This window comes from Microbispora sp. H10830, from assembly GCF_014161375.1.
Taxonomy (GTDB): Bacteria; Actinomycetota; Actinomycetes; order Streptosporangiales; family Streptosporangiaceae; genus Microbispora; species Microbispora catharanthi.
This window is the reverse complement of record NZ_JABBWX010000019.1, coordinates 96,002-111,137: the sequence shown is the minus strand read 5'-3', so window position 1 is coordinate 111,137 and position 15,136 is coordinate 96,002. Positions and strand designations below refer to the sequence as shown.

Sequence of the window (15,136 nt, the reverse complement as noted above, 5' to 3'; positions counted from 1 at the left end):
CCCGGCGTCAGGGGTGACGTGTGTCCCGCTGCGGATCCTTGCGGCGCCGGTGATAGCAGATGGTGGCGGTGGCCAGCGCGGCGCCCCACACCGGCCAGAAGCACTCCGGCAGCCAGGCGCCCCATTCGTCCGGCCTGAACCGGCCCGCGATGGACCATCGGATGTAGGTGAGCCCGGCCACGACGATGATGATCGAGACGAACCCGGCCGGGATGACCGCCAGCGGCGGCGGCACTCGCCTGCCCCGCAGCCCGGGGATCCAGCGCGGGAAGATCTCGCCCCACCGCTGGGTCAGTCCGAGGGTGAGCACGCCGCCGAACGCCCCGAAGGTCGCCAGGTAGGCGCCCAGCAGCCACAGGCCGTCCTCGCCTTCGGCCAGGAACTCCTTGCTCACGCCGAGAGGGATGCCCAGTGCCCACGCCCACCGGGTGGCGCAGTACACCAGGGGAACCGCGACCGCCACGTACACCGCGACGCGCCCGCGCTCCGGAGTGAACCAGCTCCCGCGCTTCTGGTCACGCGTGTAGGCCAGCGCCGCGACGGCCAGCAGCAGGCCGCCCAGCACGCACACGAGCTGGTTGAGCACCGGCCACGGCCAGGCGTCGGCGAAGGTGGCACCGCCCAGCCCCCAGCCGAAGAGAGGGGCGACCAGCAACAGCGGCGTGTAGGCGACGCCCATCATCAGCCGGGAGTCGGGGATCACCAGGACCAGGAACGCGGCGATCGGCCAGGCCGGCCACAACGGCGCACGGCGGCCGCTCCTGCGGGTCAGCGCCAGCGCCGTCACCGCGGTGAGCAGTGAAAAGGCGGAGATCCACCAGCCGAAGCGCGGTGTCGTGCCGGCCAGGATCGACAGCGCCCCGTCGGGGTCGGGATCGGAGGCGCCCCAGGGGAAGCCGGGCATGCCCAGTGCCCACGCGGCGCCGAGCACACCGTAGGCCAGCGCCCACAGCGCCGCCGCGTACCCCTGCCGGCCGGAAAGGAATGTCTTCATATGAGCAACCTCGCGGCGCGGCCGGGTGGCGAGCCAGATGCCGATCGGCACCCTTCGCAGGCAGAACCGGTGCCGTTCGGCACTCCCCGGGGCGGGACAGGAGGCGCGTATCGTCACCCGGATGACCGTGATGTGGGGTGTTGCCCTGGCGCCGGCGGTGGTCGCCGTCGCGGGGGCCGTGACGGGGGTGTTCCGGCCTCGGTTCCGTTCGCGTCTGTCCACGGCGGCTTCGCTGGCGGCGATCGTGTCGGTGGTCACCACGCTGGCTCAGCTGGCCGGCGTCGCACGGCCGGCGCCCGGCACCGACGTGCTGGGCATGGTCGAGAGCGCGGCGCTGATGGTGCTCGTCGCCCTGGTCATCCGATATGCGCCATCTCGGCGGGCCATGGTGTCGGCTCCGATGGCGGGTCTGGCCGCGTCCGTCTGGTTGCTGCGTGTGTTCGAGCCCGTCTCGCCTCTGGAGGGGGTCGGCGCGTGCGCGTTCTGGGGGCTGGGCGCGCTGCTGGCCGCCGCCGTCGGCGGCTACCTGCGCCTCCTCGACGTACGGCAGGAGCGTGCGGTGGCCGACGCTCGTCTGGCCCTGCGACTGCGGCTCGCCGGGGATCTGCACGATTATCTGGCGCACGACATCAGCGAGATGGTGGCGCACGCTCAGGCCGGCCGCGTCGCGGGCGATGCCCGGCAGGCGCTCGAGCGCGTCGAGGGCGCGGGCCAGCGGGCACTGTCCATGCTGGACCGGACGCTGGACATGCTGCACCACGACCGGCCCCTCGCCCCCGGCGGCGACCTGGGCGGCATCCGCGAGGCGGCGGAACGGTTCTCCGCCGCCGGTCCGGCGCGGGTCGACCTGCGCATGGATCCGGCCACGGCGGCTCCGCCGGACACCGCGGCACTGGCCTACCGGATCGTGATCGAAGGTATGACCAACATCCGGCGGCACGCCCCGCGGGCCAGACGCGTCGACCTGAGCGTCAGCGCCTCGTCCGGCATTCTGGAGGTCACGATGACCAACGACGGCCTGGTCCGCGTCCCGGGCGCCCGGCGTGGCGGCACCGGCCTGCCCGCCCTTGCCGCGCTGGTCCGGGCCCAGGGCGGTGAGCTGGTCGCGGGAACCGTACCCGAGGGGTGGTCGCTGACCGCCCGCCTGCCGCTGGCACAATCCCCGGAGTGGTCACCCGCATCCTGATCGCCGACGACCAGGAAGGCATCCGCAGCGCCTTTCGCCTGATCCTCGACGCCCAGCCCGACATGACCGTGGTGGCAGAGGCCGCCGACGGGCGCACCGCGATCGACACCGCCAAGACGGTCAGGCCTGACGTGGTGCTCGCCGACATCCGCATGCCCGGAACCGACGGCATCGAGGTCACCCGCGCCCTGGCCGGCACCGGCATCCACGTCGTGGTCGTCACCACCTTCGGGCTGGACGAATACGTCCATGCCGCGCTGCGATACGGCGCCGCCGGGTTCATACTCAAACGCTCCGGCCCCACGCTGCTCATCGAGGCCATCCGGGCCGCGATGAACGGCGATGTGCTCATCAGCCCGCAGCTCACCGTCCGGCTGCTCCGTCAGCGCGAACAGCCACGGGAGACCTCCACCGTGGTTCTCACCGAGAGAGAGGACGAGATCGTGGCCCTGGTCGCGCAGGGCAGGACCAACGGCGAGATCGCCGCGGAGCTCTTCCTGTCCCCTGGCACGGTGAAGAACCACGTCGCCTCAATCCAGCGCAAGGTCGGCGCCGGAAACCGCGTCGCGATCGCCGCGTGGGCATGGGCGACCGGCAGGGCGGAGCCCTGATGGCACTTGGGGATTTTCCTGCAAAGCTAGTAGGAAATATTGACTTTCCTGGCCGGTGATCGTACGTTCGGTGGTATGAGCCAGGGCGTTCGTCTGACCCGGCGTTCGAGCGTGGACTACGGCCACGTCGCCAGCGCGCAGTGTCGTTGATTTCGTATCTTCCGTCGTCTTCGTGCCGATGAAGGGCCGGCCGCGGCACGCGGCCGCCCTCCTCGCGAGCCGTGCGTGACCGCGTCACGCCCGGTCCCGCCTCCATCCGAATCCCTGATTCCGCGTGTCGTGGTGCCTGCGGCGGGCGGGATCGACCTTGTGAGCAGCTGCGACCTTCCGGAGGTTTGCCATGACGGAGACTCTGCTCGGCCCCGGCCTCGACGCCGACGACTACAAGCGCGCGCTGGACGCCGACGGCTACAAGCGCGCCCTCGCGGTGCACGCGGCGGGGGTCGTCGTGATCACCGCGCGGAGCGGGGGAGTGCCGGTGGGGTTGACCGCGACCTCGTTCTCCTCGGTCAGCCTGGACCCGCCCCTCGTCTCCTTCTACGTGGACCAGTCGTCGACCACCTGGCCGTCGTTGCGCGCGGCGGACCACTTCGCCGTCAACGTCCTGGCCAGCGACCAGGCCGATCTCGCCGCCCGGTTCGCCCGCAAGGGCACCGACCGCTTCGCCGAGCCCACCCGGTGGCGTCCGGGCCCGCTCGGAGCGCCCCTGCTCGAGGACGTCTCCGCGCACCTGATCTGCCTGCCCTACGAGCGGGTCGGCGTGGGCGACCACGTCCTCGTCGTGGGGCTGGTCACCCAGGCCGAGGTGCGCGGGCCGGGGCGTCCGCTGCTTTACCACCAGGGCCGCTTCGGCCGGTTCATCGCCCACCCGTGATCCCGCTCCCGCTCCGCACGAACACCCGTCCCGATCTGGAGGACCGTCTGTTGACCACTCGTACGCTCTTCGACACGGACACAGGACACGCTGCGCGGCACGAGGTGGTGGCCTCGTGAGCTCTCTCGTGGTGCTGGTCGGCAATCCGCGCGGCGGTTCCCGGACCCACCTCGCGGCCGTGGCGGCGGCCGAGGCGGTGGGGCGCCGCATCGGGTACGAGGCGCCGCCCGAGGTGGTGGACCTGTCCGGGATCGGGCCGCACCTGTTCACCCCCGGGCCTTCGCCGACCGTCGAGGTGGCGCTGGAACTGGTCGCCGGAGCGCAGGTGCTCCTGGTGGCCAGCCCTACTTACAAGGCCACCTACACCGGCCTGCTCAAGGCGTTCCTCGACCGTCTCCCCGGCGGCGCGCTGGCCGGAACGGTGGCGCTGCCGCTGCTGGTCATGGGCTCGCCCCGGCACGCGCTGGCCGTCGAGCTGCACCTGCGCCCCGTGCTGGTCGAACTGGGCGCCCTCGTGCCCACCCCCGGCCTGGCGCTGCTCGAGGCCGAGATCCCCGACCTCGACCGCATCCTCGCCGACTGGACGGATCGCGTCGCCGCCCAGGTGGCCGGGGCGCTGGAGAGGAGGGCGACCGCCTGATGACCACCCACGCTCCCGCCTACGCGAGCCCCGCCGACGTCGCCGCCTTCGGCCCGTACGGGCCGGGCAGGACCGACCGGCCGGGACCCCTCTATCCGTTCCGGGGCCGGATCACCGCCGGCGGTTCCGCGGCCACCCCGCCGAGCCCGGCCGCTACCATCTGTACGTCTCGTACGTGTGCCCGTGGGCGCAGCGGGTGGCCGGTGCTGTGGGACCGGCGGACGAACCGCATCGTGAGCAACGACTACCCCGACATCCCGGTCGACCTCGGCACCCGGTTCGCCGAGTGGGCCGACCAGGGGTTGGACCTCTATCCGGAGGACCTGCGCGACGAGATCGAGGCCCTGGACGAGGAGATCGCCCGTGATCTCGGCCAGGGCGTGCACCTGGTGGCCAGGGCCGCCACACAGGAGGAGTACGAGCGGCGGCGCGGCGAAGTGCTCGCCGCGCTGGATCGCCTCGACGCCCGCCTGGCCGACCGGCGGTACCTGTTCGGGGACCGCCTCACCGAGTCCGACGTGCAGCTCTGGGTGGTCCTGATCAGGTACGACCTGCTGCACAACCCGCTCGCCGGGATCGGTGAACGGCCGCTGACCGGCTATCCCCACCTCTGGCCCTACGCGCGCGACCTCTACCGGCTCCCGGCGTTCCGGGAGACGACCGACTTCGCCGCCTTCCGGCTCACCGCCCGCCCCGCCTTCGTGGGCGACGGGCCGGTGCGGATCGCGGTCGAGCCCCGGGAGGCCGGCTGGGACGAGCCGCACGGGCGCGGGGCGCTGACCGGACGGCACCGGTGACCACCGGGGCCTGCCGCCACTGCCGGCGTCGCGCCGGCGGGTCTTAATGAGGTGCGGCGGATAGGCGGGCTTTGCGAATCTTGGAGGCATGCAGGCGACCCTGACCGTGACTCCCGCGCAGCTTCCGGAGGTGCTGCTGCACGTCGCCGTCGTGCGCCCGGTGTTCCTGTGGGGTGCGCCGGGCATCGGCAAGAGCTCGCTCGTCCGCTCGTTCGCCGACTCCCTCGGACTCGAGTGCGTGACTCTCCTCGGCACGCAGCTGGCTCCGGAGGACCTCATCGGCGTGCCGCAGATCGTCGGGGACCGCAGCCGCTTCGCCCCGCCGGAGACGATCGCGAGGCAGGAGCCCTACTGCCTGTTCCTGGACGAGCTCAACGCCTCCTCCCCGGAGGTCCAGAAGGCGTTCTACTCGCTGATCCTCGACCGGCGCATCGGCACGTACGAGCTGCCGGCGGGGTCGGTGGTGATCGGCGCGGGAAACCGGGCGACCGACAACGCGCTCGCAAGGCCCATGCCGTCCGCGCTGGTCAACCGCATGATCCATGTCCACCTCCGGGCCTCTGCCGACGACTGGCTGAGCTGGGCGGCTACGAGCGGCATCCACCCCTGGATCGTCGACTACCTCGTCCAGCGCCCCGACCACCTGTGGAGCGCGCCGCCCAAGACGGAGGAGCCGTTCTCCACGCCGCGCGGCTGGCACATGCTGTCCGACGCCATGCACTCCTACGGTGAGCGGCTGGACGACGAGACGCTGGGACTGCTGGCCTACGGCACGCTGACCGCCTCGCACGCCTCGGCCTTCCGGGCGTACGTGAAGACGGTGCGGCACGCGTACGACCTCGACGCCGTGATCAAGGGTGACGCGGGGTGGCCGCGCCGGCCCGAGGACCGCGACCTGCTGTACTTCCTGTCCGAGACCTTCCGGGCCCGGCTGGTCAAGGAGCTGCCGCAGTCGAAGGAGCACGCCTCGCCCGCCGGCCGGCAGCTCGCCTTCCGGGCCAAGAACCTGCTCGTCGAGCTGGCGGGGGTCTCGCTCGAATGCGCGCAGCTCGTCATCGCGGCGGGCGACGACGGTGCGCCGGTGCTGCCGTCGTGGTTCCTGGTCGAGGTCGGCCGCGACCTGCCGCGCCTGGCGGCGGCCCGGAGCTGAGTTGGCCTGGAGCTGAGGTGGTGAGGAGCTGACGTGGCCCGCAGGAAGCAGAAGGCCGACCCCTGGCGCGACGCCGTGCTCAAGGGCTGGGAGGAGGTGCGCTCCCACCCGCTGTTCCGCCACCTCGGGGGCTACCTGTACGCGGCGGACGAGCACGAGCTGCCCCACGACCGGTGGGCCTACATCACGCCGGGCGGCAGCGTGTACCACCACCCCCGAAGGCGCGCCGAGGCGGGCGAGTGGGCGTGGGTGTTCGCGCACTGCCTGCTGCACGCGGGATTCGGGCACATGGACCCGCGCAACGCCCTGCCCGAGGACCTGAACAGGGAGGAGACCCCTCGGTGGGAGCAGCCGCGGCGCGCTCCCCGTCACCCCTACCTGGCCGCCTGCTGCCTGAGCGTGGACCGGTTCCTCGCCACCCTCAAGATCGGCAGGGCGCCGGAGCCGCGGCCGCCGGTCTTCCCGCCGGAGGACGAACGGACGCTGGCCGGACTGTGGCGCACGTCCGGGGTGCCCGCCGAGTTCGACGTGCCGGCCTTCCCGGACTTCTTCGCCGGCACGGTCGAGACGGCCACGGCCCGCGACTACGAGAAGGGTCTCGCGATCGGGGTCGCCGCCGCGGCGGCGATGGCGATCGAGGTGGCCGGGGGCGCGCGCGACTCCGTCCAGAGCAGGGTGAAGAAGCCGTGGGACCACGCACTCGGCTGGTTCGTGTCGTCCTACCCGCTGCTGGGGGCGCTGGCGGCGGGGATGACGATCGTGGCGGACGCGGACCTCGCCCGGGGCTGGGACATCTCGGTGGCCGCGGTCAACGCCGAAGCGGCCGAGATCTACGTCAACCCGCTGGTCTCGATGACCATCGAGGAGTGGCGGTTCGTGCTGGCCCACGAGATGCTCCACGCCGCACTGCGGCACGGTGAGCGGGCGGGCTGGCGGGAGCCGTACCTGTGGAACGTCGCCTGCGACTACGTGGTCAACGGCTGGCTGGTCGAGATGGGCGTGGGGGAGATGCCCCAAGGACTCCTCCACGATCCTGAGCTGCGGGGGCTGTCCTGCGAGGCGGTCTACGACCGGATCGCGCGCGACCTGCGTCGCCTGCGCAAGCTCGCGACGCTGCGCGGGCGCGGCCTGGGCGACATGCTCGGGCAGCCGCTGCCGCGTCCCGGCACCCCGGGACGCTATGTGGACCTGGACGACTACTACCGCAACGCCCTCGTCACCGGCCTCGCCTACCACCACAGCGGAGGCAGGGGCACCCTCCCGGCCGGCCTCGAGCAGGAGATCCGGGCCCTGGATCACCCGCCGCTGCCCTGGGACGCCGCGCTCGCGCGCTGGTTCGAGGAGCACGTCCCTGCCGTCGAACGGCGCAGGTCCTACGCCCGTGCCTCCCGTCGCCAGTCCGCGACGCCGGACATCCCCCGTCCCGGCTGGGTGCGGCCGGAGGAGGCGGTGCGCCGGGCCACGTTCGGTGTCGTGCTCGACACGTCGGGATCCATGAACACCCGGCTCCTGGGCAAGGCGCTCGGCGCCATCGCGTCGTACGCGACCGCGCGCGACGTGCCTCGCGCCCGGGTCGTGTTCTGCGACGCCGTCGCCTACGACGCGGGATACCTGCCGGTGGAGGACGTCGCGCGCAGGGTCCGCGTGCGGGGACGCGGCGGGACGATCCTCCAGCCGGGCGTGGACCTGCTCGAACGGGCCGAGGACTTCCCCCGGGACGGCCCGATCCTGGTCATCACCGACGGGGAGTGCGACGTGGTGCGGATCCGCCGCGAACACGCGTTCCTGATCCCCGAAGGCGCCTTCCTGCCGTTCGCCCCGCGCGGCCCGGTCTTCCGCATGAGCTGACGGGGCTTTCTCCGCGGTCGCTCGCGGCCTGCGGCGGTCCCGCCGCCACACCTGTCACCAAGGTGCGGCGGCGGGACCGAACCCGGCCGCCCAGGTCACGGACGGCAACGGTCCGGGTCGGCGCGCATGAAGACGTCCCGGTCCGTCTTCACGGTCTCCTCGCCTCCCGCCCACGCCAGCACCTGTCCGCGGCCGAGACCCGCCAGGTCGGCCGTGGTGAACGGCACCCTGCTCCGCAGGCTCAGCTCGCCGGCGGTGCCGTTGACGGTGGCGACGTAGGGGACGCCCTCCCGCAGCGCGGTGAGGCTGTCGCCGGTGGACCGCCAGCCTTCGGGCGGCGCCTGGAAGAGCCGGATCTCGTTCACCGACCCGGTCCAGCCGCCGTTGTGCACGCTCCAGGTGACGAGCTCGCCGTCGTCGTCGGTGTCCTGCAGCACCGAGAAGTCGCTGGCGACGTAGCCGGGGCAGCCGCCGAGCAGCAGCCTGACCCCGCCGTCCTCGGCGCGCTCGACGGCGAGGACGCCCTTGGGCGCGGGCGCGGTGGTCTCGCACGCCGCGCCGAAGAAGGCCAGAGCGGCCAGCACGACGGCGGTGCGCCCGCGCCCCGGCCTTCTTCCACGCGTCATCGTCTTCCTCTCCCTTCGCCGGTCTCCGAGCCTAGGTCCCCGGCAGGCGGTACTCGAGCGGCCGCCAGTTCGCGTAGCTGCCCCACCACAGGTTGGCCCCCACCTCGAACGTATTGGTCGCCGCGGGACTTCCGGTCTCCCGCTGGGATTTCAAGGACTGGTAGCCGTACGCCGCGATGTAGGCGGTGGCGGTGCTGTAGCTCGCCCACTGCTCCGAGTGGACCGCCTCGTGCTTTTCGAGGTTGGGCCCGTACTCGTCGGCCGTCTTCCGCCCGGCGACCCGCGCGATGTCGTCCCGGCGCTGCTTCTCGTCCCGCAGCCGGTTCTCGAAGTCCTTCTTCGAGTACGGGTAGAAGTGGACGTCCCCGACCGTCATCGGCTGGTCGCCTCCGGGGGAGCCGTTGTAGCAGACGTACTGCAGGGCGCGGCGCTCACATGATCCGTCGCTGAAGAGCGTGTGGTAGCTCAGCGCCAGCTCGTTGGCGCCATTCGTGTTGTTGCCCCAGTGGAACGGGTGGATGAGCAGCGCCCTGAACAGGTTGATCCCGTTCGAGTGGCAGAAGCATCCGCCGGGCGGCGGTATCGGCGGCGGGCCCGGAGACGGGCTCGGCGTCGGGTGGCTCTTCTTGGGCTTCTTCTTCTTGTTCTTGTACGGGTCGACCTTGCCGGTCTTGGGGTCGTACCCGACCTTCCCCTGCTCCTCCTTCGAGCAGTACTTCAGGTCGTACTGGCAGGAGTTGGGCCGCGAGCCGATCTCCTCACCCGTCGGGTCGCTGAACGTGACGGGGTTGTTGTTGCCGTAGGAGTACCCGTTGAGCGACTGGGCCTGGTCGGTGGACAGCACCGGGTCCACGCTCAGGAACCTGCCGACGACCGGGTCGTACATGCGGGCCCCGACGTAGGTGAGCCCGGTGGCGGCGTCGGCGGGCTTGCCGAGGAACCCCTTGTCGTCGGGCCAGGCGCCGCCGACCGTGTCCCCGCGCGGCGCGCCGAACGGGGTCGTGAAGCGCTTGCTGATCGCCTGACCGGCCGCGTCGACCGACAGCGAGGAGGTGCCGTGCTGGTCGCCGGCGAGGAAGGAGACCGCGTTCTTCCCGCCCTGGGTGGTGCGCACCGCGATCACCTGCGTGTCCGCGGCGTAGAAGCGGCTGGCCCAGGTCGTGACGGTGCTGCCGGTCTTCTTCGAGTGGATCTCGGAGGCGCCGAGGTAGAGCACGCTCTCCCCGTCGCCCACCGCGCGGCGGATCAACAGTCCCCCGTCGGCGTCGTACACGTGGGCCGTCTTCTGCGTGCCCTGGGTCAGGGTCGCGATGCGGCCCTGCGCGTCCCAGGTCAGCACCTGGCCGTCGCGCCCGGTCGTGTTGCCGGACTTGTCGTAGGAGTAGGTGGCGGTCGCGCCCGTGCATGAGCCCGTCACGACCGCGGTCAGGGCGTGCCGCTTGGCGGTGTCGCCGTAGCAGTACGCCGAGGTGGTGGCGGTGGAGCCGCTGTAGCGGGTCTCCGTCGCCCGCAGCCCGGAGGCGTTGTAGGTGTAGGCGGTCCGGTACGGCGCCGCGCCGCCCAGCGTCTTGTTCGTGCAGTCGTCGGTGGCCGGCGTCCACGCCTCGGTCAGCCGCCGCTGCCCGTCGTAGGCGAAGCACTGGATGTCATTTTGTCCCGCCCCGTCCTGGGTGGGGGTGTCGGCGATCTCGGTGACGTTGCCCGCGTCGTCGTAGTGGTAGGCCAGGTCCTGCGGCTTGACCGGCGTCGACTGGGTGGTGACGAAGGCCCGCTTCAGCCGGTCGGTCCCCTCCTCGTAGGTGTTGTTGAGGAAGGTCTTCTTGGCCTCCGTGGCCCCCGACAGGCCGAGGGTGAACTGCAGGGGCTGGCCGAGCGCGTTGTAATCGGCCTTCTGCAGGTAGTCGGTGGTGCCGGTCAACCCGGTCACCTGCCCGGTCGGCGTGTAGGTCAGGCTGATCTTCTCCTCGGCCAGACCGCCGACGGCGGGCTCGGTGGAGTTCTTCAGCGTGCCGTCGAGGTTGTAGTCGCTGCCGAAGGTGTAGCTGGTCTTCGCCGCCCCGGAGAGGACCATCGGGTCGTTCGGGTCGATGTCGATCTCGGTGCTCGTGGCGCGATACTGGCCGTCGTACGCGAGGACCTTCTTCGTGTACGCCTTGCCGGAGACGCCGCCGTCGTAACTGGTGGACGAGGCGAGCTGGCCCTTGGCCACCGTGTCGTAGGTCCAGGCGGCCAGCTTGTTCGCGTCGGTCCGCGACCCCGACCACAGCCCGGTCTTGCGGCCGAGCTCGTCGTAGCCGTACAGCAGGACCGTGCCGTTCGCACCGGTGACCGTGTCGGTCTTGTCGAGAGCGGTGTAGCGGAGGGTGCTCGCGCCCTTGTCGGGGTCGCTGATGGCGGTCTGCCTGGCGAACAGGTCGTAGGTGTAGGACCACTTCGCGCCGTCGGGAGCGGTGACGGTCAGTTCCTTGTCGTCGGCGCGGTAGGTGAAGGACGTGGAGGTGTACCCGCTGGAGGTCAGCGCGCCGTACTGGGTGTCGGCGGGGGAGGGCGAGTTGTACTCGCGCCGTTCGACCGTGCGGTCGAGCGCGTCGGTGATGGTCCGGACCGCGCTGCCGCCGGTCACCGCGCTGACGGCGGTGGAATCACCGGTGTAGGCCGTGGTGGTCGTCCACTTCTCCACGCCGTACGACAGGAACGTGCTGCGGGTCTGCCGGCCGGCGCCGTCGAAGACGATGTTCGTCTGCTTGGGCGCCTCGCCGTACTCCTCCCGGGTGTAGGTGGCGTTCGGCGTCTGCTTGGAGTCGAAGATGTCGGCGTAGGTCTCGTAGGCGAGGCCGCGCGAGTCGTAGCGGGTGTCGGTCAGGAGCCGGCCGCCGTTCGGGGTCGGCTTCTGCGTCTGCATCGGCCGCAGCAGCGAGTCGAAGATCTCGTACGACCAGCTGGCGGTGGTGGACGACTTGACGGTCGAGGTGCCGATCGCGGGCGCCTTGCCCCGCTCGTACACGTAGGAGTAGGCGTAGGTGGGGGTCTGCCCGCCGTCCTTGCTGCGGTCGGGCAGCCACACGCCGGTCAGCCGGCCGAGGGCGTCGTAGGTCTGCTCGGTCTTGCCGTTGTTCGGGTCGTAGGTGCGCACCGGAAGACCGCGCGTCCCGTCGAGGAACGTCGTCGCCTTCTGCTGCTTGGCGTTGGTCTCCACCTTCTTGGTGAGGACTCCGGCGCCGGTCGGCGTGTACGCCGTGGTGGTGGGGTTGCCGCCCGCGTCGGTCACGGTCAGCGGCCTGCCCAGCGTGTCGTAGGTGGTCGACTCGGTGCGCTGCCAGCCGGTCGGCGGGCGCTCGTCACCGGTGACGGCCGACGGGTAGCCGGTGGCCCGTCCCGTCCAGCTGGCCTCGCCCTTCACCGGCTTCTGGCTCGCCGACCACCCGGTCGCGGCGGTGTTGTCGTACACGGTGGCCGTGTCGGACAGCACGTCGCCCGAGGTGTCGGAGCCCGCGGGCAGCGACAGGTCGGCCTCCTTCACCGAGCAGGCGCGGCCGACCACGCGGGTGCGGGAGACCAGCGAGTTCAGGCCCTTTGCGTCGTCGCGGGCATACCAGGTGCGGGTGCAGGTCTCGTCGCCGCTCTTGGCGGTGTCGCCCGTGCTGTCCTGCTTGACCGCCATGCCGTACGAGTCGTACGTCGTGGAGGTGGTGACGGTGCGCCAGGTCTTGGGGACGGTCAGGTAGGTGTGCTCCGAGGTCTTCCCCATGCGCACGTAGTAGGCCTCGGTGTCGGCGTACGACTTGTGCTGGGTGGCGGTCTTCGCCGACCAGGGGTCGTTGACCGTCACGTCGACCGGGTCGGCCCCGTCGTAGGTGACCTCCTCGCGGGTGAAGCCGGAGTACTGCTCGGAGTCCGTGAGGTCGGGCACGTCGAGACCGGCGACGTCGAGGCCCGGCACGGTGGCGGTGCGCCGCTTGTCGGGATCGACCGTCCTCGGGTCGGCCGACTTGAGCAGCCGGTCGCCGTTCATGCCCTGCAGGTACACCTTGACCGACGTGGTGCGGGTGCCGTCGGCGTCGCCGACGTACGTCGTGACCTTCTGGTAGCCGCGCCACAGCGACCAGGTGCGCTCGTCGGCCGGGGTGAACGGGCTGTCGTTGTAGCGCCAGCCGGGCGCGGTGTACTCGTAGGCGTACTCGACCAGCGGGTTGTGGCCTGCCGGGTCGGCGATGTTCAGCGCGAGCACGCGGTATTTGTTGAACCAGTCGATGGAGGCGTCGGTGGCGCCGTTGATGTGCCAGAACTGCGGATAGCAGGACAGCGCGTTGTCGTCCTCGGCCTTCGGCATCTTCGAGCCGCGCACGCATTCCGGCTCGTTGTAGCTGACCGTGATGATCGCGCCGGTCTCCGAGGTGACCGTCTCGATGCGCGGCTTGGTCAGCGGCAGGATGTTGCCGCCTCCCGGCTGGGTGCCGCCCGCCACCCGGTTGGTCCGCATGGCGTAGGTGAACGAGACGGGGTCGAGCGTCAGCGGCGTGTCACCGGCCGAGCCCGTCCGCACGATCGACATCAGTGACAGCGTCTGGTCGGCGGAGCTGCCGATGTCGCCGCCGTCCAGGTACTTCTGCGTGAACGCCCACGAGTCGACCGGCTTGTACGCGGTGCCGGACAGGACACTCGTCTCGATCTTCACGAGGCGCTTGCGGCTGAAGAAGGCCGGGCTCTCGGCGTGGCAGTCGTCCTTGTCGGCGTCCTTCTTGCAGATGGCGTCGAAGGGGACGTCGGGCCAGTTCTCCGCGGTGTCCTTGGTGAGGCTGCCGCAGTCGGAGGCCGTGCAGCGCTCGGCGTAGGAGAAGGCGACCTTGTAGGGCGCGTCCACCGTGAACAGCGTGTCGGACCGCTGCCCGTAGAGGATCTTGTCGAGGTAGCCGCCGCGGACGTAGGAGGTGGTGGCGGTGGCGGACTTGTTCTTCCGGTAGTAGTTGGTCTCCGCCGTGTACCAGTACGTCATGGCGTTGCCGTGGGTGTCCTCGGCGTAGTCGAGGTTCCACCGCCACGCCTGGGTGACGGATCGGTCGGCGAAGGCGTCGCCCTTGGTGTAGCCGGGCTCGCCCGAGTCGTCGCCGTACACCGGGACCGTGAACACCGAGTTGGTCCGCTGGCTGCCCGCGCCGCTCAGCTTGTTCAGGCCGAAGACGTACTTCGTGCCCTCGCCGGTGACGACGGTCCAGTACTCGCCGTCGTCGTCGCCGTTGTCGGCGCCCGTGGAGTGGGTGACCGTGGAGGCGTCGTCGTTCTTCAGCCGCCACTTGCCGCTGGTGTCGTCCTTGACGAGCTCGGTGGACTTGCCGTTGAGGACGAGCGAGGCGTTGTCGTACTTCCAGCACAGGTCGTACTGCTTGTCGTGGCCGTCCTCGTCGCAGCTGCCGAACTGGCGGTCGATGTAGGAGGTGGCGGCGGTGTCGAAGCCCTCGCCGATCGAGGTGCCCTGGTTGTTGGTGGTGGAGGTGCGCCCGTCCACGCTGCCCGAGTCGTACGACAGGTCCAGCGCGGGCGCGGGTCCCGCCGCCGGCTCCACCGGGGCGATCGGGTAGGACCAGGTGAAGGAGCCGGAGTTGCCGCCCGCCTCCCACGTGGACGACGCGGCGAGCGGGGTGGCGGCGTAGTTGCCGCTGCCGTCCGCCGCCTCGCCTCCCTCACCCGGGGTGTCGGCGGTCAGGGCCAGCACGGCCGGGGCGGCGTCGAACGTGACCGGCGCGGAGAGGGTCTGCGCCGTGGCCGAGTTGTCGGTGTCAAGCGGGGTCCGCGTGCGGCACTCCTCCCGTTCGGGGGTGGTCGCGGCGCAGGCGGGCAGCCGGACCAGACGCAGCCGGCCGCTCCACCCGCCGCCGTACGCGGAGGCGAAGGCGGCGTAGCCGACGCTCAGCGTCGCGGTGCCCGGGGTCTGCGCCGACGCGGCCAGCAGCACCCCGTCCACCCCGGCCGCCTCGGCGGCGGCGCGGTCGAGCACCCGCACGCGGGCCGTCTGCGAACCGGCGGTGCCGGGGGTGTCGGCCGGGGCGGCGGCTTTCAGGCTCACCGGGAGCCCGCCCACGCTGACGCTCCGCTCGCCGCCGATCGGCACGTCGGCCTCGCCGGCGCTCGGCCACCGGGCGGCCTCGCGCTCCTTCGCGGCCCGGTCGGCGGCGGCGTCGTTGCGTGCCCTGGACGCGGCGACCCGCTCCCTGGCCTCCTTCGCCCCGCTCGCGTCCATGGCCCTGACCTTGCTGGACCGTTGTTTCTGCACGGGTGGGGCGCCGGGCGGTCCCTCCGCGGCCGAGGCCGCCGTCACCCCGACGGGTAACGAGATCACCACCGCCAACGCGGCCACCAGGGCAGCACGAATTCCGGGCCGACGCATGACCCAACCTCCTCGAGAGGAAAAGAGA

At 71.4% G+C, this 15,136-nt stretch carries 10 protein-coding genes; 7 read left to right on the top strand and 3 right to left on the bottom strand.

Features of this window, described 5'->3' with window-relative positions; genetic code table 11:
- Positions 1–7: 7 nt before the first annotated feature.
- Positions 8–994, bottom strand: coding sequence for a hypothetical protein (locus tag HHX35_RS35955; protein ID WP_182903078.1), 987 nt, complete (start codon positions 992–994; stop codon positions 8–10).
- A 121-nt stretch (positions 995–1,115) separates the two neighbouring features.
- Between HHX35_RS35955 and HHX35_RS35950 the strand changes: the two genes are divergently transcribed.
- The 7 genes from HHX35_RS35950 to HHX35_RS35920 all read left to right on the top strand — a co-directional run bounded on the left by HHX35_RS35950 (position 1,116) and on the right by HHX35_RS35920 (position 8,100).
- Positions 1,116–2,180, top strand: a complete 1,065-nt coding sequence (locus HHX35_RS35950) for a sensor histidine kinase (protein ID WP_182903077.1) — start codon at positions 1,116–1,118, stop codon at positions 2,178–2,180.
- Positions 2,162–2,791, top strand: a complete 630-nt coding sequence (locus HHX35_RS35945) for a response regulator transcription factor (RefSeq protein WP_182903076.1) — start codon at positions 2,162–2,164, stop codon at positions 2,789–2,791. Before HHX35_RS35950 ends, HHX35_RS35945 begins: the two co-directional genes overlap by 19 nt.
- A 340-nt stretch (positions 2,792–3,131) precedes the next feature.
- On the top strand, positions 3,132–3,665 hold the full coding sequence (locus tag HHX35_RS35940) for a flavin reductase family protein (RefSeq protein ID WP_182903075.1): 534 nt from the start codon (positions 3,132–3,134) through the stop codon (positions 3,663–3,665).
- 115 nt (positions 3,666–3,780) lie between these two features.
- The gene (locus HHX35_RS35935; protein WP_182903074.1) at positions 3,781–4,305 is read left to right on the top strand and encodes an NADPH-dependent FMN reductase; all 525 of its coding nucleotides are present in this window, start codon (positions 3,781–3,783) and stop codon (positions 4,303–4,305) included.
- Positions 4,305–5,102, top strand: coding sequence for a glutathione S-transferase C-terminal domain-containing protein (locus tag HHX35_RS35930; RefSeq protein WP_259405698.1), 798 nt, complete (start codon positions 4,305–4,307; stop codon positions 5,100–5,102). Before HHX35_RS35935 ends, HHX35_RS35930 begins: the two co-directional genes overlap by 1 nt.
- Before the next feature lie 88 nt (positions 5,103–5,190).
- Complete coding sequence (locus tag HHX35_RS35925) at positions 5,191–6,252, top strand: AAA family ATPase (protein ID WP_182903073.1); 1,062 nt, start codon at positions 5,191–5,193, stop codon at positions 6,250–6,252.
- A gap of 33 nt (positions 6,253–6,285) precedes the next feature.
- Positions 6,286–8,100 carry a DUF2201 family putative metallopeptidase gene (locus tag HHX35_RS35920; RefSeq protein WP_310739533.1) on the top strand — a complete coding sequence of 605 codons (1,815 nt, stop codon included), beginning with the start codon at positions 6,286–6,288 and terminating at the stop codon, positions 8,098–8,100.
- A gap of 95 nt (positions 8,101–8,195) precedes the next feature.
- On the opposite strand, the gene HHX35_RS35915 is transcribed toward HHX35_RS35920, so the two are convergent.
- Together HHX35_RS35915 and HHX35_RS35910 are read right to left on the bottom strand one after the other, a co-directional pair.
- On the bottom strand, positions 8,196–8,726 hold the full coding sequence (locus HHX35_RS35915) for a hypothetical protein (RefSeq protein ID WP_182903072.1): 531 nt from the start codon (positions 8,724–8,726) through the stop codon (positions 8,196–8,198).
- A gap of 31 nt (positions 8,727–8,757) precedes the next feature.
- Entirely contained in the window at positions 8,758–15,108 is a 6,351-nt protein-coding gene (locus tag HHX35_RS35910; protein ID WP_220506273.1) for an RHS repeat-associated core domain-containing protein, read from the bottom strand.
- Between the last annotated feature and the right edge of the window lie 28 nt (positions 15,109–15,136).